This window comes from Enterobacter cloacae complex sp. SHL009, from assembly GCF_049237205.1.
GTDB classification, from domain to species: domain Bacteria; phylum Pseudomonadota; class Gammaproteobacteria; order Enterobacterales; family Enterobacteriaceae; genus Enterobacter; species Enterobacter cloacae_M.
Genome location: NZ_JBMKIW010000008.1, coordinates 1 through 22,776, shown reverse-complemented (window position 1 = coordinate 22,776; position 22,776 = coordinate 1). Strand labels below are relative to the sequence as shown.

Below are 22,776 nucleotides of genomic sequence, written 5' to 3'. Positions count from 1 at the left end.
GGAGACAGGATAATGAAACTCGAATTCTCAGTTTATCGTTATAACCCGGATGTTGATGACGCTCCGCGTATGCAGGACTACACCCTGGAAGCGGAAGAAGGTCGCGATATGATGCTGCTGGATGCCTTAATCCAGCTTAAAGAAAAAGATCCAACGCTGTCGTTTCGCCGCTCCTGCCGTGAAGGGGTTTGCGGCTCTGACGGTGTGAACATGAACGGCAAAAATGGCCTGGCCTGCATCACGCCAATTTCAGCGCTGCAGCGTCCTGGTCAGAAAATTGTTATCCGTCCTCTGCCAGGCCTGCCGGTCGTGCGTGATTTGGTGGTAGACATGGGGCAATTCTATGCACAATATGAGAAGATTAAGCCTTACTTATTGAATAATGGGCAAAATCCACCCGCTCGCGAGCACTTACAGTCTCCTGAGCAGCGTGAAAAACTCGATGGGTTGTACGAGTGTATTCTCTGCGCATGCTGTTCAACGTCCTGCCCGTCGTTCTGGTGGAACCCGGACAAGTTTATCGGTCCGGCCGGTTTGCTGGCTGCCTATCGCTTCCTGATCGATAGCCGCGACACCGAAACCGACAGCCGTCTGGAAGGACTGAGTGACGCTTTCAGCGTATTCCGCTGCCATAGCATCATGAACTGCGTCAGTGTGTGTCCGAAGGGGCTGAACCCGACGCGCGCCATCGGCCATATTAAGTCGATGCTGCTGCAGCGCAGTGCGTAAGTAGTGAGAGGGGAGCGGTGTTCCCCTCACCCTAACCCTCTCCCTAAGGGAGAGGGGACAGATTGCAGGAAATCTTTAAAAACTGCCGACGGCATTCCCCCTCTCCCTTAGGGAGAGGGTAGGGGTGAGGGTAAAGACCCTTAGACAGTTTCTAAAGGTTCCTTCGCGGGCCAAAGTAAAAGAGCTCGCAGGTGAACCCCGGCACGTACACGTGGTGTGCGTGGTAGTTTCTACGGCGAAAGTAAGCATAAAAATGCTTAAGGGATCACGATGCAGAACGGCGCAATGAAAGCCTGGCTGGACTCTTCTTTCCTTTCTGGTGCGAACCAGAGCTGGATTGAACAGCTCTATGAAGACTTCTTAACCGATCCTGACTCAGTGGACGCTAACTGGCGTTCCACGTTCCAGCAGTTGCCTGGCACAGGGGTCAAACCGGATCAATTCCATTCCAAAACACGTGATTATTTCCGTCGTCTGGCGAAGGATGCCTCACGTTACTCTTCTGCGATTTCCGACCCTGACACCAATGCGAAGCAGGTAAAAGTCCTGCAGCTCATCAACGCTTATCGCTTCCGCGGTCACCAGCATGCGAATCTCGATCCGCTGGGACTGTGGCAGCAAGACCGTGTGGCCGATCTCGATCCGGCGTATCACGATCTGACCGAGGCCGATTTCCAGGAAAGCTTTAACGTAGGTTCCTTTGCCATCGGCAAAGACACGATGAAGCTGGGCGATCTGATTGACGCGCTCAAGCAAACCTACTGCGGCTCCATCGGCGCGGAATACATGCACATTACCTCTACCGAAGAGAAACGCTGGATCCAGCAGCGCATCGAATCCGTAGCGGGCCACGCGACCTTCTCGGCTGACGAGAAAAAACGCTTCCTGAACGAACTGACCGCAGCGGAAGGGCTTGAGCGCTATCTGGGCGCGAAATTCCCGGGCGCAAAACGCTTCTCGCTGGAAGGCGGCGATGCGCTGGTGCCGATGCTCAAAGAGCTGATTCGTCACGCAGGCAAGAGCGGCACCCGTGAAGTGGTTCTGGGTATGGCGCACCGTGGTCGTCTGAACGTGCTGGTCAACGTGCTGGGTAAAAAACCTCAGGACCTGTTCGACGAGTTCGCGGGCAAACATAAAGAACACCTCGGCACCGGCGACGTGAAGTACCACATGGGCTTCTCGTCAGATATCGAAACCGAAGGCGGTCTGGTTCACCTGGCGTTGGCGTTTAACCCGTCACACCTGGAAATCGTTAGCCCGGTGGTTATCGGTTCCGTGCGTGCGCGTCTGGATCGTCTGGACGAGCCGAGCAGCAATAAAGTACTGCCAATTACCATCCACGGTGATGCGGCGGTAACAGGGCAGGGCGTAGTTCAGGAAACCCTGAACATGTCGAAAGCGCGTGGTTACGAAGTGGGCGGTACCGTTCGCATCGTGATTAACAACCAGGTGGGCTTTACCACCTCTAACCCGCTTGACGCGCGTTCTACCCCGTACTGCACCGACATCGGTAAGATGGTGCAGGCGCCAATCTTCCACGTTAACGCGGATGACCCGGAAGCCGTTGCTTTCGTTACCCGTCTGGCGCTGGACTTCCGTAATACCTTTAAACGCGATGTGTTCATTGACCTCTTCTGCTACCGCCGTCACGGCCACAACGAAGCGGACGAGCCAAGTGCAACCCAGCCGTTGATGTATCAGAAAATCAAAAAACACCCGACCCCGCGCAAAATCTATGCTGACAAGCTGGAGAGCGACAAAGTGACGACGCTGGAAGATGCGACCGAAATGGTCAACCTCTACCGCGACGCGCTGGATGCGGGTGAATGCGTGGTCAAAGAGCTGCGCCCGATGAACATGCACTCCTTTACCTGGTCGCCGTACCTCAACCACGAGTGGGATGAGAGCTACCCGAACAAGGTTGAGATGAAGCGCCTGCAGGAGCTGGCTAAACGCATCAGCACCGTACCGGACGCTATCGAGATGCAGTCTCGCGTGGCGAAAATCTACGCTGACCGTCAGTCCATGGCGGCAGGCGAGAAGCTGTTCGACTGGGGCGGCGCGGAAACGCTGGCCTACGCAACGCTGGTTGACGAAGGCATTCCTGTTCGTCTGTCCGGTGAAGATGCCGGCCGTGGGACCTTCTTCCACCGTCACGCGGTTGTTCACAACCAGTCCAACGGTTCAACCTACACCCCGCTGCAGCACGTGCACAACGGTCAGGGCCAGTTCAAGGTCTGGGACTCCGTGCTGTCTGAAGAAGCGGTTCTGGCCTTCGAATACGGTTACGCCACCGCTGAACCACGTACCCTGACCATCTGGGAAGCGCAGTTCGGTGACTTCGCCAACGGTGCGCAGGTGGTGATCGACCAGTTCATCTCCTCCGGCGAGCAGAAGTGGGGCCGTATGTGTGGCCTGGTAATGCTGCTGCCGCACGGTTATGAAGGTCAGGGTCCGGAGCACTCCTCCGCGCGTCTGGAACGTTATCTGCAGCTCTGCGCCGAGCAGAACATGCAGGTCTGCGTGCCGTCCACCCCGGCGCAGGTCTACCACATGCTGCGTCGTCAGGCGCTGCGCGGTATGCGCCGTCCGCTGGTGGTAATGTCGCCGAAGTCCCTGCTGCGTCACCCGCTGGCGGTGTCGAGCCTGGATGAGCTGGCAAACGGCACCTTCCTGCCGGCCATCGGTGAAATTGACGAGCTGGATCCGCAGGCCGTGAAGCGTGTGGTGATGTGTTCTGGTAAGGTTTATTACGACCTGCTGGAACAGCGCCGTAAGAACGATCAGAAAGATGTCGCCATCGTGCGTATCGAACAGCTTTATCCGTTCCCGCACCAGGCGGTGCAGGAAGCGCTGAAACCGTACGCTCACGTTCATGATTTTGTCTGGTGCCAGGAAGAGCCGCTTAACCAGGGCGCATGGTACTGCAGCCAGCATCATTTCCGTGAAGTGATTCCATTTGGGTCAGCCCTGCGTTATGCAGGTCGCCCGGCCTCCGCCTCTCCGGCGGTAGGGTATATGTCCGTTCACCAGAAGCAGCAACAAGATCTGGTCAATGACGCGCTGAACGTCGATTAATTAAAGGATACATAATGAGTAGCGTAGATATTCTTGTTCCCGACCTGCCTGAATCCGTAGCAGATGCGACCGTCGCTACCTGGCACAAAAAACCAGGCGATGCCGTTAAGCGCGATGAAGTGCTGGTAGAAATCGAAACTGACAAAGTGGTACTGGAAGTACCGGCTTCGGCGGATGGTGTTCTGGATGCTGTGCTGGAAGATGAAGGCACAACCGTAACCTCTCGTCAGATCCTGGGTCGCCTGCGCGAAGGCAACAGCGCGGGCAAAGAGTCCAGCGCGAAATCTGAAGAGAAAGCCTCTACGCCGGCTCAACGCCAGCAGGCTTCTCTGGAAGAGCAGACCAACGATGCGCTCAGCCCGGCGATCCGTCGCCTGCTGGCTGAGCACAACCTGGACGCGGCGGCCATTAAAGGCACCGGTGTGGGTGGTCGTCTGACCCGTGAAGATATCGAGAAGCACCTGGCGAAAGCGCCTGCGAAAGCAGAAGCAAAAGCCCCTGCGGCAGCGCCAGCAGCACAGCCTGCTCTGGGTGCCCGCAGCGAAAAACGTGTGCCAATGACTCGCCTGCGTAAGCGTGTGGCTGAGCGTCTGCTGGAAGCGAAAAACTCCACCGCGATGCTGACCACCTTCAACGAAGTGAACATGAAGCCAATCATGGACCTGCGCAAGCAGTACGGTGACGCGTTTGAAAAACGTCACGGTATCCGTCTGGGCTTTATGTCCTTCTACGTGAAGGCGGTGGTTGAAGCGCTGAAACGCTATCCGGAAGTGAACGCGTCCATCGATGGCGATGACGTGGTTTACCACAACTATTTCGACGTCAGCATGGCGGTTTCTACTCCACGCGGCCTGGTAACGCCGGTTCTGCGTGATGTGGATACCCTGGGTATGGCTGACATCGAGAAAAACATTAAAGAGCTGGCCGTGAAAGGCCGCGACGGCAAGCTGACCGTAGATGACCTGACCGGCGGTAACTTCACCATTACCAACGGCGGCGTATTCGGCTCGCTGATGTCTACCCCGATCATTAACCCGCCGCAGAGCGCGATCCTGGGTATGCATGCCATCAAAGATCGCCCTATGGCGGTAGACGGTAAAGTTGAGATCCTGCCAATGATGTACCTGGCACTGTCTTACGATCACCGTCTGATCGACGGCCGCGAGTCCGTGGGCTTCCTGGTTGCGATTAAAGAGCTGCTGGAAGATCCAACCCGTCTGCTGCTGGACGTCTAGTTTTGCAGTCTTGCCCGGCGGCGTATGGCTGCCGGGCCAATAAAAGCACGACCTAACGATTACCTGAAGGATGGATAGAACACATGAACTTACATGAATATCAGGCCAAACAGCTGTTTGCCCGGTATGGCTTACCGGCTCCGGTGGGTTATGCCTGTACTACCCCGCGTGAAGCAGAAGAAGCCGCATCTAAAATCGGTTCCGGCCCTTGGGTAGTTAAGTGTCAGGTTCACGCTGGTGGCCGTGGTAAAGCGGGCGGTGTGAAGGTTGTTAAGAGCAAAGAAGAGATTCGTGCGTTTGCTGAACATTGGCTCGGCAAGCGTCTGGTAACGTACCAGACAGATGCGAACGGCCAGCCGGTTAACCAGATCCTGGTGGAAGCGGCGACCGATATCGCGAAAGAACTTTATCTGGGTGCGGTTGTTGACCGTAGCTCCCGTCGCGTGGTGTTCATGGCGTCTACCGAAGGCGGCGTGGAAATCGAAAAAGTGGCGGAAGAAACCCCGCACCTGATCCACAAAGTGGCTATCGATCCGCTGGCAGGCCCAATGCCTTACCAGGGTCGCGAGCTGGCGTTCAAGCTGGGCCTGGAAGGTAAATTGGTTCAGCAGTTCACCAAGATCTTCATGGGTCTGGCAACTATCTTCCTGGAGCGCGATCTGGCGCTGATCGAGATCAACCCACTGGTGATCACCACCCAGGGCGATTTGATCTGCCTCGACGGCAAGCTGGGCGCTGACGGCAACGCGCTGTTCCGCCAGCCGGATCTGCGCGAAATGCGCGACCAGTCTCAGGAAGACCCGCGTGAAGCACAGGCTGCTCAGTGGGAACTGAACTACGTGGCGCTGGACGGCAACATCGGCTGCATGGTTAACGGTGCGGGCCTGGCAATGGGCACCATGGACATCGTTAAGCTGCACGGCGGTGAGCCAGCAAACTTCCTCGACGTAGGCGGTGGCGCAACCAAAGAGCGCGTAACCGAAGCGTTCAAAATCATCCTGTCTGACGATAACGTGAAGGCCGTTCTGGTTAACATCTTCGGCGGCATCGTTCGTTGCGACCTGATCGCCGACGGTATCATCGGTGCGGTAGAAGAAGTGGGTGTTAACGTTCCGGTTGTTGTGCGTCTGGAAGGTAACAACGCTGAACTCGGCGCGAAAAAACTGGCTGACAGCGGCCTGAATATTATTGCAGCGAAAAGTCTGACGGATGCAGCTCAGCAGGTTGTTGCCGCAGTGGAGGGGAAATAATGTCCGTTTTAATTAATAAAGATACCAAGGTTATCTGCCAGGGCTTCACCGGTAGCCAGGGGACTTTCCACTCCGAACAGGCGATTGCCTACGGTACGCAGATGGTTGGCGGCGTAACGCCAGGTAAAGGCGGTACTACGCACCTGGGTCTGCCGGTGTTTAACACCGTGCGTGAAGCTGTAGAAGCGACGGGCGCAACCGCGACCGTGATCTACGTTCCGGCACCGTTCTGCAAAGACTCCATTCTGGAAGCGATCGATGCAGGTATTAAACTGATCATCACCATCACTGAAGGCATCCCGACGCTGGATATGCTGACCGTGAAGGTTAAGCTGGATGAAGCTGGCGTGCGTATGATCGGCCCGAACTGCCCAGGCGTTATCACTCCAGGCGAATGCAAAATCGGTATCATGCCAGGCCACATTCACAAGCCGGGCAAAGTGGGCATCGTGTCCCGTTCCGGTACGCTGACCTATGAAGCGGTCAAACAGACCACCGATTACGGCTTCGGCCAGTCCACCTGTGTGGGCATCGGCGGTGACCCGATCCCGGGCTCTAACTTCATCGACATCCTGAAGCTGTTCCAGGAAGATCCACAGACCGAAGCGATCGTGATGATCGGTGAGATCGGTGGTAGCGCGGAAGAAGAAGCCGCTGCTTACATCAAAGAACACGTGACCAAGCCAGTTGTCGGTTACATCGCGGGTGTGACTGCGCCGAAAGGCAAGCGTATGGGTCACGCGGGCGCGATCATCGCCGGTGGTAAAGGTACGGCTGATGAGAAATTCGCAGCGCTGGAAGCCGCAGGCGTGAAGACCGTTCGCAGCCTGGCGGATATCGGCGAAGCACTGAAATCCATCATTAAGTAAGTCCTCTCTGCTCCCTGGAAGGGGGGCGTTGAAGTATAAAAATGTCCGTTTCGACATGGTTGGCCGCTGTAAAGCGGCCTTTTTTATTGCCTGCGTCTGGCGACTAGCGTGAACTTGTAATCGTCGGTATTGAACACGTTGCGGCTGTATTCAAATACCCGTCCGTCCTTCAGAAACCCGCGGGAGACTTTTTCCAGGATCGGCTTTGCCGGATCGAGCGACAGCGCGGCGATCGCCTCCTCTGACGGCATGATCGGCACCAGCTCCTGTTCGCTGCGATCGATAACCAGCTTTTTGATCTGCTCAACGTAGTGGTATTTCGAATTCTCCATCACTTCCCAGGTGAGGTCGGGGAACAGGGCCAGCGGCATCCACGTTTCTTCCAGATTTACCGGTTTTTGTTTGATAAAGCGGACGCGTTTGACGTGCCAGACTTTATCGTCATGAGAGAGATTCAGCTTTTCGGCAAGTTTCGCATCGGCTTTCAGCACTTCGAAAATGCTCACCTCACTGTGGGTATCCACGTTCCGGTCCGCCAGTTTTTCGTAAAACCCGGTGAGCTGGTAAATGTCGTAATTGACGCGCTCTTCTTTTACGTAGGTGCCGCTGCCCTGAATGCTCTCGACGATCTGCTCTTCCGTAAGCAGCTTTAGCGCCTGTCTAACCGTGACGCGACTCACGTTGAATGCCTCCTGAAGGCTGGATTCCGTCGGTAACGCATCGCCAGGCTTTAACTCTCCCGCGCTGATTTTTTCGCGAAGCGCATCGGCTATTTGCCGGTACATCGGTTTGTTACCCATCGAATCTGCCTTTCTAATACCTTTGCATGGAATTATGCCTCTCACTTAAAATTTGTAAATAATACAACTTAAATACAAATTTGCATTGTTAGTGAAAATGATCACATAAATGTATTGTGCGACCTGCCACAATTGCCGCCAGACAATAACAACTTAAGTGTGAGGATCTTATGAACCTGACGACTCTGACCCACACCAGTGCTGTCTGCGTGCAGGCGCACTATGCCAGCCGTGATGAGGCCATTCGCCAGCTTACAATGCGGCTGGTGGCGCTGGGCAAAATTACAGATGGCGATGCATTTTTGGCGGAGGTCTACCGTCGCGAATCGCAGGGGCCAACCGCCCTGGGTGAAGGGCTGGCTGTCCCGCATGGTAAATCGAGCGCGGTGAACGAAGCGGCTTTTGCGGTTGCTACGCTGCGCGAACCGCTGGAGTGGGAGGGGGTGGATGGCCCTGAACGCGTAGAGCTGATCGTCCTGCTTGGCATCCCGCCAGCTGAAGCAGGATCCACGCATATCCAGGTGCTGACGGCGCTGACGTCTCGCCTTGCCGATGATGCCCTCCGGGAACGCCTTATGGCTGCAGAGACGGCAGAGGATCTGCTTGATGCGCTGAACGGTGTCTCGAAGGAAGACGAGGCTGATACGCGGGTGAATGCACCAACCGTCGTCTGTGTCACTGCCTGTCCGGCGGGGATCGCGCATACCTATATGGCCGCAGAGTACCTGGAAAAAGCGGGACGTAAGCTCGGCGTCAACGTGGTGGTCGAAAAGCAGGGTGCGAACGGTATTGAAGGGCGTATTACTGCCCAGCAGTTGCTGGAGGCGAAAGCATGTATTTTTGCCGCAGAAGTGGCGATCAAAGAGAGCGAGCGCTTTCAGGGCATCCCCGCCATTTCCGTGCCCGTCGCGGAACCCCTGCGCAATGCTGAAGCGTTGATTGAGCGCGCGCTGGCGCTAAAGCCTTCTACCGATGCGCGCCATGCCCAGGTCGATACCGAAACGAAAAAGCGCGTTAAAGCTGAACTCAAGCAGGCGCTTCTCAGCGGCATCTCTTTTGCGGTGCCGCTGATCGTCGCCGGCGGTACGGTGCTGGCCGTATCGGTACTGCTGGCGCAAATCCTTGGCCTGCAGCACCTGTTTGACCAGGAAAACTCATGGCTGTGGATGTACCGTAAGCTTGGCGGCGGCATGCTCGGCATTTTGATGGTGCCTGTCCTGTCGGCCTACACCGCCTACTCGCTGGCGGATAAACCTGCGCTGACGCCGGGCTTTGCGGCCGGTCTGGCTGCCAACATGATCGGCTCCGGTTTTCTCGGCGCTATCGTCGGCGGGCTGATCGCGGGCTATCTGATGCGCTGGGTGAAAAACCACATCCGGCTTAGTAGCCGCTACAACGGCTTTCTGACTTTTTATCTCTATCCGGTGATTGGCGTGCTGGGCGCGGGCAGCCTGATGCTGTTTGTGATTGGCGAACCGGTGGCCTGGCTCAATGACACGCTCACCGTCTGGCTTAACGGTCTGTCCGGCGCGAATGCGCTGCTTCTGGGGGCAATCCTCGGGTTTATGTGCTCATTCGATTTGGGTGGCCCAGTCAACAAAGCCTCTTACGCGTTCTGCCTGGGGGCGATGGCGAACGGGGTATACGGTCCCTATGCCATCTTTGCTTCCGTCAAAATGGTCTCAGCCTTTACCGTCACGGCGTCAACGATGCTGGCACCGAAGCTGTTCAAGTCATTTGAAATTGAAACCGGCAAATCGACCTGGCTGCTCGGCCTCGCGGGCATTACCGAAGGGGCGATTCCGATGGCGATAGAAGATCCGCTTCGCGTTATTGGCTCATTTGTACTCGGATCCATGGTGACAGGCGCGGCTGTCGGTGCGATGGGGATCGGGTTGTCTACGCCGGGGGCCGGGATTTTCTCTCTTTTTTTACTTCACGATGCCGGGTTGGGTGGTGTGGTTGCTGCGGCGGGCTGGTTTGGCGCGGCGCTGGTGGGTACCGCTATCTCCACCCTGGTTCTGCTGCTCTGGCGACGCCAGGCGGTAAAAAAGGGCAACTACGTCACTGAAGACGCCTTATCGTAAAAACGCACAAACAGGAAACGAAGATGAAAGCTGTATCTCGCGTTCATATCACGCCGCATATGCACTGGGACCGTGAGTGGTACTTCACCACCGAAGAGTCGCGTATTCTTCTGGTCAATAATATGGAAGAGATCCTGACCCGTCTGGAGCAGGATGATGAGTACAAATACTACGTCCTCGATGGACAGACGGCGGTGCTGGAGGATTATTTTGCCGTTGTGCCCGAAAACCGCTCTCGCGTGAAGGCGCTTGTCGAACGTGGAAAACTGATTATCGGCCCCTGGTATACCCAGACCGATACCACGATTGTGAGCGGCGAGTCGATTGTCCGCAACCTGATGTACGGCATCCGGGATTGTATGGCCTTCGGCGAGCCGATGAAAATCGGCTATCTGCCGGATTCGTTTGGCATGTCCTGCCAGCTTCCGCATATCTATAACGGGTTTGGCATTACCCGCACGATGTTCTGGCGCGGCTGTTCTGAACGCCACGGGACCGATAAAACCGAATTTCTCTGGCAGAGCCAGGACGGCAGTGAAGTGACGGCACAGGTGCTGCCGCTGGGCTACGCGATTGGTAAGTACTTACCGGAGGACGAAGCGGGGCTGCGAAAACGGCTCGACAGCTATTTTGAGGTTCTGGAAAAGGCGTCCGTCACCAAAGCGATTTTGCTGCCCAACGGCCACGACCAGATGCCGCTGCAGCAGAACATTTTCGCGGTGATGGATAAGCTTCGTGAAATCTATCCGCAGCGTCAATTTGTGATGAGCCGGTTTGAGGAGGTCTTTGATCGCATCGACGCGCACCGCGATGACCTGGCAACCTTAAAAGGTGAGTTTATCGACGGGAAATACATGCGCGTGCACCGGACCATCGGCTCCACGCGCATGGATATCAAAATCGCCCATGCGCGTATTGAGAACAAAATTGTCAATATCCTTGAGCCGCTGGCGACGCTTGCCTGGACGCTGGGCTTCGACTATCACCACGGCTTGCTGGAGAAAATGTGGAAAGAGATCCTGAAAAACCACGCTCACGACAGCATCGGCTGCTGCTGCAGCGACAAGGTGCATCGCGAGATTGTCTCCCGCTTTGAACTGGCTGAGGACATGGCAGATAACCTGGCGCGTTTCTTTATGCGCAAGATTGTCGACAACATGCCGCAAAGCGACGCCGATAAGCTGGTGATGTTCAACCTGATGCCCTGGCCGCGTGAAGAGGTGATGAACACCACGATTCGACTGCGCGCCAGCCAGTTCCGTCTGCGGGATGACAAAGGCAATGAGATCCCGTATTTCATTCGCAGCGCGCGCGACCTAGACCCGGGCCTCATTGACCGGCAGATTGTTCACTACGGCAATTACGAACCGTTTATGGAGTTTGATATTCAGCTCAGCCAGATACTGCCGGCGATGGGCTACCGTACGCTGTTTATCGAACCTAACGTGGCCGGGAAGGTGCTCTCTCCGGGGGTAAATACCGCATCCTTACTTGAAAACGCCTTCTGGCAGATTGACTTAAATGACGACGGTACGCTGCGCCTGCGCGACAAAGAAACCGGGCTTGTTTATGACCGCGTGCTGGAAATCGAAGAGAGCTCGGATGATGGCGATGAGTACGACTACTCACCTTCGCGGGAAGAGTGGAGACTCACTTCCACGCAGGGCGAGCATGAATTTGAGGTTACGCATGAAGGCTGGCAGAGCAGGGCGGTTATCCGCCATCGAATAGCCGTTCCGGCGAACCTGGCCGAACGCGCGGCGCGCCAGCGAAACGGCTATCTCGACGCTGAATTTGAGATTACGCTAAGCCATAACAGCAGACGCATTGACGTGGCGGTGCGCCTGGATAATCAGGCCAACGACCACCGCGTTCGCGTGCTGATCCCAACGCCGTTTATGACAGAGGAAGTGTTAGCGGATACGCAGTTTGGCTCGATCACTCGCCCGGTGCAGGACGCGGCGATGGAAAACTGGCGGGAGGAGGGGTGGAAAGAAGCGCCGGTTCCCGTCTGGAATTTACTTAACTACGCCGTATTGCAGGAAAAACGAAACGGGCTTGCGCTATTTACCGAGGGGCTGCGTGAATTTGAAGTCGTGGGCGATGAACAAAAAGCATTTGCTCTGACCTTGCTGCGCGGCGTGGGGGTACTCGGCAAAGAAGATCTGCTCCTGCGCCCCGGCAGACCATCCGGTATCAAAATGCCGGTCCCGGACTCTCAGGTGCGTGGTCCGCTAAGCTGTCGCTTTAGCCTCTTCAGCTTCAGCGGCTCGCCGGAAAACGCGGGTGTCGCGCAGCAGGCTCAATCGTGGTTAACGCCGGTGCAGTGTTATAACAAGATCCCCTGGGATGCAATGAAGCTGAATCGCGCCTCGTTGACCACGCCGGAAAGTTACAGCCTGTTAGCGCTTTCGCCAACGGGATGCGTACTCAGTGCGATCAAAAAAGCGGAAGATCGCGATGAGCTCATTCTTCGTCTGTTCAACCCTTCGCAGTCCAGAGCATGTGACGCGACGCTAGCCGTCAATCCGGGGGTGAAGCGGTGCTGCGAAACGGACATGAATGAACGGCTGAAGGACCACGGTGAAGACGAAGGCATTGTCGGGGCGTTCAAACCGGGACAGTCGCGAACCTTTAGCCTTCTTCTTGCCTGAGAACCGCTGATATCATTAAAAGGCTGCACTGTTTGCGGCCTTTTTCATTAATAGTCACTCCGCGGTGTTAAGTTAGGGGGGGGGAAAAGTAAAATAAATGTAATTACGAAGGGTTGCATAAATGCCATGGAAAAATAACCCGGCCTGACTATGCTTTATTGTTTGCCGCGCATCGAAATGAGGCTTTTGTTTCGCGTTAATTAAAATCACTTCTGTTTATATTTTTTTTCGTCTTCGATAACCAATCACATCTTTACATGCACATATCATTAACATGGTTTTTACCATTCTTACCACGATTAAACATAGTTAACATCAAGGTTTGTTTTTGATTTAAATCAAAGTTTAATCCTTGGAAAAAGGTGTCGAAAAGCGCTAAATTGATCCCCGATCAAAATGGCCGAAAAGTGGTAATTTTGCTATAAATTGATCGCCGTCGAAAAACGTAAATGTGATTCAATAAAAACCTGTTTATTGTAAGGGTTTTGCAGCGTATTATATTTGCGGGATCAATTTGAGTTTTTTATTAACGTATTTGTAACCTCACGTCATCGTTTTTATCCTTCTTCAGGGTAATAACGACGACAAGGATGCGAATAATTTGTATTGGGGCATGCGTGTGGATCTCTCTCTGACGGGGTTCACTCTCGGAGTCTTCATGCGATGAGCAAGGAGTCATGATGTTAGATATAGTCGAACTGTCGCGCTTACAGTTTGCCTTGACCGCGATGTACCACTTCCTGTTTGTGCCACTGACGCTCGGTATGGCGTTCCTGCTGGCCATTATGGAAACGGTATACGTTCTCTCCGGCAAACAGATTTATAAAGATATGACCAAGTTCTGGGGCAAGTTGTTTGGTATCAACTTCGCACTGGGCGTGGCAACCGGTTTGACCATGGAGTTCCAGTTCGGGACTAACTGGTCTTACTATTCCCACTATGTCGGGGATATCTTCGGTGCGCCGCTGGCCATTGAAGGTCTGATGGCATTCTTCCTCGAATCCACCTTTGTAGGTCTGTTCTTCTTCGGCTGGGACCGTCTGGGTAAAGTCCAGCATATGGCGGTGACCTGGCTGGTGGCATTAGGTTCGAACCTGTCCGCGCTGTGGATCCTGGTGGCGAATGGCTGGATGCAGAACCCTATCGCGTCTGATTTCAACTTCGAAACTATGCGTATGGAGATGGTCAGCTTTGCCGAGCTGGTCCTGAACCCGGTTGCGCAGGTTAAATTCGTTCACACCGTCGCCTCTGGCTACGTGTGCGGTGCGATGTTTGTACTGGGCATCAGCTCTTACTACATGCTGCGCGGTCGTGACTTCGCGTTTGCTAAGCGCTCCTTTGCTATCGCTGCAAGCTTCGGTATGGCAGCAATCCTCTCTGTTATCGTTCTGGGTGATGAATCCGGTTACGAAATGGGTGACGTGCAGAAAACCAAACTGGCTGCCATCGAAGCCGAATGGGAAACCCAACCGGCGCCTGCTGCCTTTACGCTGTTCGGCATTCCCGATCAGGACGCGCAGGAAAACCGCTTCGCCATTCAGATCCCTTACGCGCTGGGTATCATCGCCACCCGTTCTGTTGATAAGCAGGTGACAGGTCTTAAAGAGCTGATGGTTCAGCACGAAGAGCGTATCCGTAACGGTATGAAAGCCTACTCGCTGCTGGAACAGCTGCGTGCCGGTTCTACCGACCAGGCCGTTCGCGACCAGTTCAACAACGTGAAGAAAGATCTGGGTTACGGTTTGCTGCTGAAGCGTTATACCCCGAACGTTTCTGATGCGACAGAAGCGCAGATCCAGATGGCAACCAAAGACTCGATTCCACGCGTTGCGCCACTGTACTTCGCATTCCGTATCATGGTGGGCTGCGGCATCATCATGCTGCTGATCATTGCGGCGTCCTTCTGGTCCGTGATTCGCAACCGCATCGGCGAGAAAAAATGGCTGCTGCGCACCGCGCTGTACGGTATTCCACTGCCGTGGATCGCGATCGAATCCGGCTGGTTTGTTGCGGAGTACGGCCGTCAGCCATGGGCGATTGGTGAGGTACTGCCAACGGCGGTAGCTAACTCGTCCCTGACAGCGGGCGACCTGATCTTCTCCATGCTGCTGATCTGTGGTCTGTACACCCTGTTCCTGGTGGCTGAACTGTTCCTGATGTTCAAGTTCGCGCGCCTTGGCCCAAGCAGCCTGAAAACCGGTCGCTATCACTACGAGCAGTCCACCACGACTACTCAGCCGGCACGCTAAGACAGGAGTCATCAAATGATCGATTATGAAGTATTGCGTTTTATCTGGTGGCTGTTGATCGGCGTTCTGCTGATCGGTTTCGCCGTCACGGATGGTTTCGACATGGGGGTGGGGATGCTCACCCGTTTCCTCGGTCGTAATGACACTGAGCGTCGAATCATGATCAACTCCATCGCCCCTCACTGGGACGGTAACCAGGTGTGGCTGATCACCGCTGGCGGCGCGCTGTTCGCTGCCTGGCCGATGGTCTACGCGGCTGCGTTCTCCGGCTTCTACGTGGCGATGATTCTGGTGCTGGCCTCTTTATTCTTCCGTCCGGTCGGTTTCGACTACCGTTCCAAGATTGAAGACACCCGCTGGCGCAACATGTGGGACTGGGGCATCTTCATCGGTAGCTTCGTTCCACCGCTGGTGATCGGCGTGGCGTTCGGTAACCTGCTGCAGGGCGTACCGTTCCACCTGGACGAATACATGCGTCTTTACTACACCGGTAATTTCTTCCAGCTGCTGAATCCGTTTGGCCTGCTGGCCGGCGTGGTGAGCGTGGCGATGATCATCACTCAGGGCGCAACCTATCTGCAGATGCGTACGGTTGGTGAACTGCACCTGCGTTCTCGCGCGACGGCTCAGGTCGCTGCGCTGGTCACGCTGGTCTGCTTTGCACTGGCCGGCGTGTGGGTGGTGTACGGCATCGATGGCTACGTGGTGACGTCTGCAATCAACCATACTGCGCCGTCTAATCCGCTGACCAAAGAAGTGGCGCGTCAGGCAGGTGCATGGCTGGTGAACTTTAACAATACCCCTGCGCTGTGGGCTATCCCGGCTCTGGGCGTATTGCTGCCGCTGCTGACCGTGTTGACGTCTCGTCTGGAGAAAGGCGCTCTGGCGTTCGTGTTCTCATCACTGACCCTGGCGTGCATCATCCTGACATCGGGTATCGCGATGTTCCCATTCGTCATGCCATCCAGCACCATGCTGAATGCTAGCCTGACCATGTGGGACGCAACGTCCAGCCATATGACGCTGAACCTGATGACGTATGTTGCTTGCGTGTTCGTTCCGATTGTTCTGGCCTACACCATCTGGTGTTACTGGAAAATGTTCGGTCGTATCACTAAAGAACATATCGAAAGCAACACCCACTCTATGTACTAAGTAAGGAGCTGAATATGTGGTATTTCGCATGGATTTTAGGGACGCTTCTTGCCTGTGCATTTGGTGTCATCACTGCCCTGGCGCTTGAGCACGTCGAAGCGACCAAAGCGGGTGAAGAAAAACACTGATGAATATTATCGCGACGCTTTACGCGGTAATGGACAAGCGCCCGTTACGGGCGCTTTCTTTAGTGATGGCATTACTGCTGGCAGGTTGTATCTTCTGGGACCCTTCGCGCTTTGCAGCGAAAACCAGCGAGCTTGAAATCTGGCACGGCTTCCTCATTATGTGGGCGGTGTGTGCAGGTGTGATCCACGGCGTGGGCTTTCGTCCGAAAGCCGTTCACTGGCAGGGAATTTTTTGCCCGCTGATTGCCGATCTGGTGCTTCTCGCCGGTTTGATTTTCTTCTTCTTCTGAATAAGAAATGTCCGTTAACGTTATGGGCTTACCCGAGCCCATAAAAATTTACTCTCCGTTTACTTTCTCCCATTCCCAACCCTCTTTCCCGCGCGTATAGTAGCGAAGTTTAAAAGCATTAACTTTTGTTGCATTACCGGGATGTAAAGTGAATACAACGCTGTTTCGATGGCCGGTTCGTGTCTATTACGAAGATACCGATGCCGGTGGTGTGGTTTACCACGCCAGCTACGTTGCTTTTTATGAACGGGCACGCACAGAGATGCTGCGCCATCATCACTTTAGTCAACAGGTGCTGTTGGCTGAGCGAGTTGCCTTCGTGGTACGCAAGATGACGCTTGAGTATTTTGCGCCTGCCAGACTCGACGATATGCTCGAAGTCCAAACTGAAATTACATCAATGCGCGGGACCTCACTGGTTTTCACGCAGCGGATAGTCAACGCAGAGAATACCGTACTGAACTCAGCTGAAGTGCTGATTGTTTGTGTTGATCCAACCATAATGAAGCCTCGTGCGCTTCCTAAGTCTATTGTCGCGGAGTTTAAGCAGTGACTGACATGAATATCCTTGATTTGTTCCTGAAGGCAAGCCTTCTGGTTAAACTTATCATGTTGATTTTGATTGGTTTTTCAATCGCATCCTGGGCCATCATCATCCAGAGAACGCGTATCCTCAATGCCGCTGGCCGTGAAGCTGAAGCGTTTGAAGATAAGTTCTGGTCGGGTATTGAGCTTTCTCGTCTGTATCAGGAAAGCCAGGGACGCCGTGAAAACCTTACAGGCTCCGAGCAAATTTTTTATAGCGGTTTCAAAGAGTTTGCTCGTCTGCATCGTGCAAACAATCATGCTCCGGAAGCGGTGGTAGAAGGTGCCTCGCGTGCGATGCGCATCTCTATGAACCGCGAGCTGGAAAATCTCGAAACGCATATTCCATTCCTCGGCACTGTTGGTTCCATCAGCCCGTATATCGGCCTGTTTGGTACCGTGTGGGGGATTATGCACGCCTTTATCGCGCTGGGCGCGGTGAAGCAGGCAACGTTGCAGATGGTTGCACCGGGTATCGCTGAAGCACTGATTGCGACCGCTATCGGTCTGTTTGCGGCAATTCCTGCGGTTATGGCTTACAACCGTCTGAACCAGCGCGTGAACAAACTGGAACTGAACTACGACAACTTTATGGAAGAGTTCACTGCGATTCTGCACCGTCAGGCGTTTACCAGCACCGAGAGCAACAAGGGGTAAACCATGGCCAGATCGCGTGGACGAGGTCGTCGCGAGCTCAAGTCCGAAATCAATATCGTTCCACTGCTGGACGTCCTGCTGGTACTGCTGCTGATCTTCATGGCGACAGCGCCAATCATTACCCAGAGTGTGGAAGTGGATCTGCCGGATGCGACAGAATCACAGGCGGTGAGCACCAATGACGATCCTCCTGTTATCATTGAGGTTTCCGGCGTAGGGCAATACAGCGTCGTGGTTGAGAAAGATCGTATGGATCAGCTGCCGCCTGAGCAGGTTATTGCTGAAGCGCAGCGTCGCCTCGAGTCAAATCCGAAAACGGTCTTCTTAATCGGTGGCGCGAAAGACGTACCCTACGATGAAATTATTAAAGCGCTGAACTTGCTACATAGTGCGGGTGTTAAGTCAGTTGGCTTAATGACCCAACCTATTTGATCATCCGCGTAGTTTTTGGGAACCGATAGTGTCAAAGGCAACCGAACAGAACGACAAGCTTAAGCGAGCGATAATCGTCTCCGCAGTGCTGCACGTGATTCTCTTTGCAGCGCTGATCTGGAGTTCGTTCGACGAGCATATTGATGCATCAGCCGGCGGCGGTGGAGGGTCTTCCATTGACGCCGTGATGGTGGATCCCGGTGCGGTAGTACAGAACTATAATCGCGAACAACAGCAGAAGGCGAGTGCCAAACGGGCTGAAGAGCAGCGTGAAAAACAGTCGCAACAGCAGGCGGAAGAACTGCGTGAAAAGCAGGCCGCAGAGCAGGAGCGTCTGAAGAAGCTTGAGAAAGAGCGTTTGCAGGCGCAGGAAGCCGCGAAAGAGCAGGCGGAACAGCAGAAGCAAGCCGAAGAGGCCGCGAAGAAAGCCCAGGAACAGCAAAAGCAGGCGGAAGAGGCGGCAGCAAAAGCCGCAGCGGACGCGAAAGCACAGGCTGATGCCCAGGCAAAATTAGCGGCAGAAGCGGCGAAGAAAGCCGCTGCTGATGCCCAGAAGAAAGCTGAAGCGGAAGCCGCGAAGAAAGCCGCAGCTGATGCTCAGAAGAAAGCCGAAGCGGAAGCCGCGAAAAAAGCCGCTCAGGAAGCAGAGAAGAAAGCTGCTGCCGAGGCCGCGAAGAAAGCGGCTGCGGCTGAGAAAGCGGCTGCAGAAAAAGCTGCCGCCGCTGAAAAAGCCGCTGCCGATAAAAAAGCTGCAGCTGAGAAGGCTGCTGCCGATAAGAAAGCTGCAGCTGAGAAGGCCGCTGCCGATAAGAAAGCTGCTGCTGATAAAGCGGCTGCCAAAAAGGCCGCTGCTGCTGAAAAAGCCGCTGCCGCCGCAGGGGTTGACGATCTGCTGGGCGATTTGAGCTCCGGTAAGAATGCACCGAAAACGGGCGGTGGGGCGAAAGGAAACAACGCAGCGCCGACGGGAAGTGGTAACACTAAGAGTAACGGTGCGACAGGGGCTGAAATCAACGGTTATGCCGCGCAGATTAAATCCGCTATTGAAAGCCGATTCTATGATGCGTCTTCCTATACCGGTAAAACGTGTACGTTGCGTATAAAACTGGCTCCGGACGGCATGCTGCTGGATATTAAGTCTGAAGGTGGCGACCCGGCTTTATGTACTGCGGCCCTGGCTGCAGCGCGTCAGGCGAAGATGCCTAAACCGCCGTCTCAGGCAGTTTACGAAGTCTTCAAAAATGCGCCGCTGGACTTCAAACCTTAAGTTACATTTTCCCCGTGCAAACGGGGAAAAATAGACCAGGTTTAGTCACAGGGTTCTGGTAGTTTTGTCTATTTGAGTTTGTTAACATTCTGCTAAATTATCGTGGGTAAGGTTACCCGGATAAGGGAGATATGATGAAGCAGGCATTACGTGTAGCATTTAGTTTTTTAATGCTGTGGGCAGCAGTACTGCACGCAGAAGTACGTATCGAGATCACCCAGGGGGTGGACTCGGCACGCCCAATCGGTGTTGTTCCGTTCCAGTGGGCCGGTCCTGGCGCTGCACCTGAAGATGCCGGTGGCATCGTGGCGGCTGACCTGCGTAACAGCGGTAAATTCAACCCGTTAGATCGTTCTCGTCTGCCGCAGCAGCCGGGCAGCGCGCAGGAAGTACAGCCTGCAGCATGGTCTGCACTGGGTATTGATGCCGTGGTTGTGGGTCAGGTTACGCCTAACCCGGACGGCTCTTACAACGTGGCCTGGCAGCTGGTCGATACCGGCGGTGCACCGGGTACCGTTCTGGCACAGAACTCTTACAAGGTCACTAAGCAGTACCTGCGCTACGCGGCACACGCTGCCAGCGATGCGGTATTTGAAAAACTGACCGGCATTAAAGGGGCGTTCCGTACCCGTATTGCTTATGTGGTTCAGACCAACGGTGGTCAGTTCCCGTATGAGCTGCGCGTATCTGACTACGACGGCTACAACCAGTTCCTGGTGAAACGTTCTTCTCAGCCGCTGATGTCTCCAGCCTGGTCTCCGGACGGTTCTAAACTGGCCTATGTAACCTTCGAAAGCGGTCGTTCAGCGCTGGTTATCCAGACGCTGGCAAACGGTGCTGTTCGTCAGGTGGCCTCTTTCCCACGTCACAACGGTGCGCCTTCCTTCTCTCCGGACGGGTCCAAACTGGCGTTTGCGCTGTCAAAAACCGGTAGCCTGAACCTGTACGTGATGGACATTGGCTCTGGCCAGATTCGTCAGGTGACCGACGGTCGCAGCAACAACACCGAACCTTCATGGTTCCCGGACAGTCAAAACCTGGCGTTTACCTCTGACCAGGCTGGCCGTCCACAAATTTACAAAGTCAACATCAACGGCGGTGCTCCGCAGCGTATTACCTGGGAAGGTTCGCAGAACCAGAACGCAGACGTGAGCAGCGACGGTAAATTTATGGTAATGGTGAGCTCCAACGGTGGGCAGCAGCACATTGCCAAACAAGATCTGGTAGCGGGTGGCGTTCAAGTTCTGTCGTCAACGTTCCTGGATGAAACGCCAAGTCTGGCACCTAACGGCACGATGGTAATCTACAGCTCTTCTCAGGGGATGGGATCTGTGCTGAATCTGGTTTCTACAGATGGGCGTTTCAAAGCGCGTATTCCGGCAACTGATGGACAGGTAAAATCACCTGCCTGGTCGCCGTATCTGTAAATAATAATTAATTGATTACTAAAGGAATCATAGAAATGCAACTGAACAAAGTGCTGAAGGGGCTGATGATCGCTCTGCCTGTAATGGCAATCGCAGCGTGTTCTTCTAACAAGAACGCCAGCAATGACCAGAGCGGCGAAGGCATGATGGGTGCCGGCACCGGTATGGACGCGAACGGCAATGGCAACATGTCTTCTGAAGAGCAAGCGCGTCTTCAGATGCAGCAGCTGCAGCAGAACAACATCGTTTACTTCGATCTGGATAAATACGACATCCGTTCTGACTTCGCTGCGATGCTGGATGCTCACGCTAACTTCCTGCGTAGCAACCCATCTTACAAAGTCACCGTAGAAGGTCACGCGGACGAACGTGGTACTCCAGAGTACAACATCTCCCTGGGTGAACGTCGTGCTAACGCTGTTAAAATGTACCTGCAGGGTAAAGGCGTTTCTGCTGACCAGATCTCCATCGTTTCTTACGGTAAAGAAAAACCTGCAGTACTGGGTCACGACGAAGCGGCTTACTCCAAAAACCGTCGTGCCGTACTGGTTTACTAAGAGAATTGCATGAGCAGTAACTTCAGACATCATCTGTTGAGTCTGTCGTTACTGGTTGGAATAGCGGCCCCCTGGGCCGCTTTTGCTCAGGCACCAATCAGTAGTGTCGGCTCAGGCTCGGTAGAAGACCGGGTCACTCAACTCGAGCGTATTTCTAACGCTCACAGCCAGCTTTTAACCCAACTCCAGCAACAACTTTCCGATAACCAAAACGATATTGACTCTCTCCGCGGCCAGATTCAGGAAAGCCAGTATCAGTTGAACCAGGTTGTGGAACGTCAGAAGCAGATTTTGCTGCAGATAGATAGCCTGAATAGCGGTGGTGCAGCAACACAAGCACAGCCAGCCGCGGGCGATCAGACCGGTGCGGCGACATCAGCTCCGGCTGCGGATGCTTCTGCTTCAACAGGGGCGCCTGTACAGAGCGGTGACGCGAATACGGACTACAACGCGGCCATTGCCCTGGTGCAGGATCAATCTCGTCAGGATGACGCGCTTGCTGCGTTTCAGAACTTTGTTAAGAAATACCCTGATTCCACTTATCAGCCAAATGCGAATTACTGGCTCGGTCAGTTGAATTACAACAAGGGTAAAAAGGACGATGCGGCGTTTTATTTTGCCTCCGTGGTAAAAAACTACCCGAAATCGCCAAAAGCGCCTGATGCGATGTACAAAGTGGGCGTCATCATGCAGGACAAAGGCGACACTGCGAAAGCCAAAGCGGTTTACCAGCAGGTAGTCTCAAAATTCCCGGGTACCGAAGGTGCTAAGCAGGCGCAAAAACGTCTGAATTCGATGGGATGATTATCGCATGACCAGAAATCGCGTTATTTCTGGTCGTGCAGCATGATTCGTAAGCAGTTAAGTGATCTTCATCGAAATTTTTGTTGCGCTGAATTCTTAAATCAGTAATATATGCCGCCGTTGCCACGGGATATCAAACAACGTGAAAACAGCGTAAAAGTGGGTCGTTAGCTCAGTTGGTAGAGCAGTTGACTTTTAATCAATTGGTCGCAGGTTCGAATCCTGCACGACCCACCACTAAGTCAGGTGGAAGTAGTAGTAAAACGTGAAGGATAACGTTGCGTCAGCAACGGCCCGTAGGGCGAGGCGAAGCCGAGTCATCCTGCACGACCCACCACTTAACGCATATCGGCAGTACAGAGTGGGTGATTAGCTCAGTTGGTAGAGCATCTCCTTTACACGGAGGGGGTCGGCGGTTCGAGCCCGTCATCACCCACCACTCGGGTCGTTAGCTCAGTTGGTAGAGCAGTTGACTTTTAATCAATTGGTCGCAGGTTCGAATCCTGCACGACCCACCAATTTT

At 54.3% G+C, this 22,776-nt stretch carries 19 protein-coding genes and 3 tRNA genes; 21 read left to right on the top strand and 1 reads right to left on the bottom strand.

The features are described 5' to 3' along the window. Positions 1-12 precede the first annotated feature (12 nt). The 5 genes from sdhB to sucD all read left to right on the top strand — a co-directional run bounded on the left by sdhB (position 13) and on the right by sucD (position 7,161). A complete protein-coding gene (gene sdhB / locus ACOTZC_RS17330) occupies positions 13-729 on the top strand; it encodes a succinate dehydrogenase iron-sulfur subunit SdhB (protein WP_008501090.1) in 717 nt (238 codons plus the stop codon). A gap of 270 nt (positions 730-999) precedes the next feature. Next, positions 1,000-3,807: a 2-oxoglutarate dehydrogenase E1 component gene (sucA, locus tag ACOTZC_RS17325; RefSeq protein WP_421635892.1), complete on the top strand. Its 2,808-nt coding sequence runs from the start codon at positions 1,000-1,002 to the stop codon at positions 3,805-3,807. Between the two features lie 14 nt (positions 3,808-3,821). After that, entirely contained in the window at positions 3,822-5,042 is a 1,221-nt protein-coding gene (gene odhB, locus ACOTZC_RS17320; RefSeq protein WP_028019435.1) for a 2-oxoglutarate dehydrogenase complex dihydrolipoyllysine-residue succinyltransferase, read from the top strand. Positions 5,043-5,125: 83 nt separating this feature from the next. Further along, complete coding sequence (sucC, locus tag ACOTZC_RS17315; protein WP_006809579.1) at positions 5,126-6,292, top strand: ADP-forming succinate--CoA ligase subunit beta; 1,167 nt, start codon at positions 5,126-5,128, stop codon at positions 6,290-6,292. Then, positions 6,292-7,161: a succinate--CoA ligase subunit alpha gene (sucD, locus tag ACOTZC_RS17310; protein WP_008501094.1), complete on the top strand. Its 870-nt coding sequence runs from the start codon at positions 6,292-6,294 to the stop codon at positions 7,159-7,161. The genes sucC and sucD overlap by 1 nt, the downstream gene beginning before the upstream one ends. An 83-nt stretch (positions 7,162-7,244) precedes the next feature. On the opposite strand, the gene ACOTZC_RS17305 is transcribed toward sucD, so the two are convergent. Then, a complete protein-coding gene (locus tag ACOTZC_RS17305) occupies positions 7,245-7,961 on the bottom strand; it encodes a GntR family transcriptional regulator (RefSeq protein ID WP_021241016.1) in 717 nt (238 codons plus the stop codon). Positions 7,962-8,131: 170 nt separating this feature from the next. Here ACOTZC_RS17305 and mngA point away from each other — a divergent pair, with 170 nt between their 5' ends. From mngA to ACOTZC_RS17225, 16 genes are all read left to right on the top strand, one after another. Continuing rightward, entirely contained in the window at positions 8,132-10,048 is a 1,917-nt protein-coding gene (gene mngA / locus ACOTZC_RS17300) for a PTS 2-O-a-mannosyl-D-glycerate transporter subunit IIABC (RefSeq protein WP_421635891.1), read from the top strand. A 23-nt stretch (positions 10,049-10,071) separates the two neighbouring features. Next, complete coding sequence (gene mngB, locus ACOTZC_RS17295) at positions 10,072-12,702, top strand: mannosylglycerate hydrolase (RefSeq protein ID WP_045402218.1); 2,631 nt, start codon at positions 10,072-10,074, stop codon at positions 12,700-12,702. 680 nt (positions 12,703-13,382) lie between these two features. Beyond that, entirely contained in the window at positions 13,383-14,951 is a 1,569-nt protein-coding gene (gene cydA, locus ACOTZC_RS17290; RefSeq protein ID WP_163354087.1) for a cytochrome ubiquinol oxidase subunit I, read from the top strand. A gap of 15 nt (positions 14,952-14,966) precedes the next feature. Next, positions 14,967-16,106 (top strand): cytochrome d ubiquinol oxidase subunit II, encoded by a 1,140-nt coding sequence (gene cydB / locus ACOTZC_RS17285; RefSeq protein WP_023334940.1) that lies wholly within the window; start codon positions 14,967-14,969, stop codon positions 16,104-16,106. Positions 16,107-16,120: 14 nt separating this feature from the next. Then, complete coding sequence (gene cydX / locus ACOTZC_RS17280) at positions 16,121-16,234, top strand: cytochrome bd-I oxidase subunit CydX (protein ID WP_003858598.1); 114 nt, start codon at positions 16,121-16,123, stop codon at positions 16,232-16,234. Further along, positions 16,234-16,524 (top strand): cyd operon protein YbgE, encoded by a 291-nt coding sequence (gene ybgE / locus ACOTZC_RS17275; RefSeq protein ID WP_010428735.1) that lies wholly within the window; start codon positions 16,234-16,236, stop codon positions 16,522-16,524. The genes cydX and ybgE overlap by 1 nt, the downstream gene beginning before the upstream one ends. A gap of 148 nt (positions 16,525-16,672) precedes the next feature. Beyond that, the gene (gene ybgC / locus ACOTZC_RS17270; RefSeq protein ID WP_003858593.1) at positions 16,673-17,077 is read left to right on the top strand and encodes a tol-pal system-associated acyl-CoA thioesterase; all 405 of its coding nucleotides are present in this window, start codon (positions 16,673-16,675) and stop codon (positions 17,075-17,077) included. After that, on the top strand, positions 17,074-17,766 hold the full coding sequence (gene tolQ, locus ACOTZC_RS17265) for a Tol-Pal system protein TolQ (RefSeq protein WP_008501101.1): 693 nt from the start codon (positions 17,074-17,076) through the stop codon (positions 17,764-17,766). The genes ybgC and tolQ overlap by 4 nt, the downstream gene beginning before the upstream one ends. Positions 17,767-17,769: 3 nt before the next feature. Then, positions 17,770-18,198: a colicin uptake protein TolR gene (tolR, locus tag ACOTZC_RS17260; RefSeq protein WP_003858589.1), complete on the top strand. Its 429-nt coding sequence runs from the start codon at positions 17,770-17,772 to the stop codon at positions 18,196-18,198. A gap of 28 nt (positions 18,199-18,226) precedes the next feature. Beyond that, on the top strand, positions 18,227-19,465 hold the full coding sequence (gene tolA / locus ACOTZC_RS17255; protein WP_248168883.1) for a cell envelope integrity protein TolA: 1,239 nt from the start codon (positions 18,227-18,229) through the stop codon (positions 19,463-19,465). Positions 19,466-19,599: 134 nt separating this feature from the next. Then, positions 19,600-20,892 (top strand): Tol-Pal system beta propeller repeat protein TolB, encoded by a 1,293-nt coding sequence (gene tolB, locus ACOTZC_RS17250; RefSeq protein ID WP_013097529.1) that lies wholly within the window; start codon positions 19,600-19,602, stop codon positions 20,890-20,892. A gap of 35 nt (positions 20,893-20,927) precedes the next feature. Next, entirely contained in the window at positions 20,928-21,449 is a 522-nt protein-coding gene (gene pal / locus ACOTZC_RS17245) for a peptidoglycan-associated lipoprotein Pal (RefSeq protein WP_003858578.1), read from the top strand. 9 nt (positions 21,450-21,458) lie between these two features. After that, the gene (gene cpoB, locus ACOTZC_RS17240) at positions 21,459-22,253 is read left to right on the top strand and encodes a cell division protein CpoB (RefSeq protein WP_248161419.1); all 795 of its coding nucleotides are present in this window, start codon (positions 21,459-21,461) and stop codon (positions 22,251-22,253) included. Between the two features lie 161 nt (positions 22,254-22,414). After that, a tRNA-Lys gene (locus ACOTZC_RS17235) sits at positions 22,415-22,490 on the top strand. Between the two features lie 126 nt (positions 22,491-22,616). After that, positions 22,617-22,692: transfer RNA gene (locus tag ACOTZC_RS17230), tRNA-Val, on the top strand. Positions 22,693-22,695: 3 nt separating this feature from the next. Next, positions 22,696-22,771, top strand: a tRNA-Lys gene (locus tag ACOTZC_RS17225). Positions 22,772-22,776 lie beyond the last annotated feature (5 nt).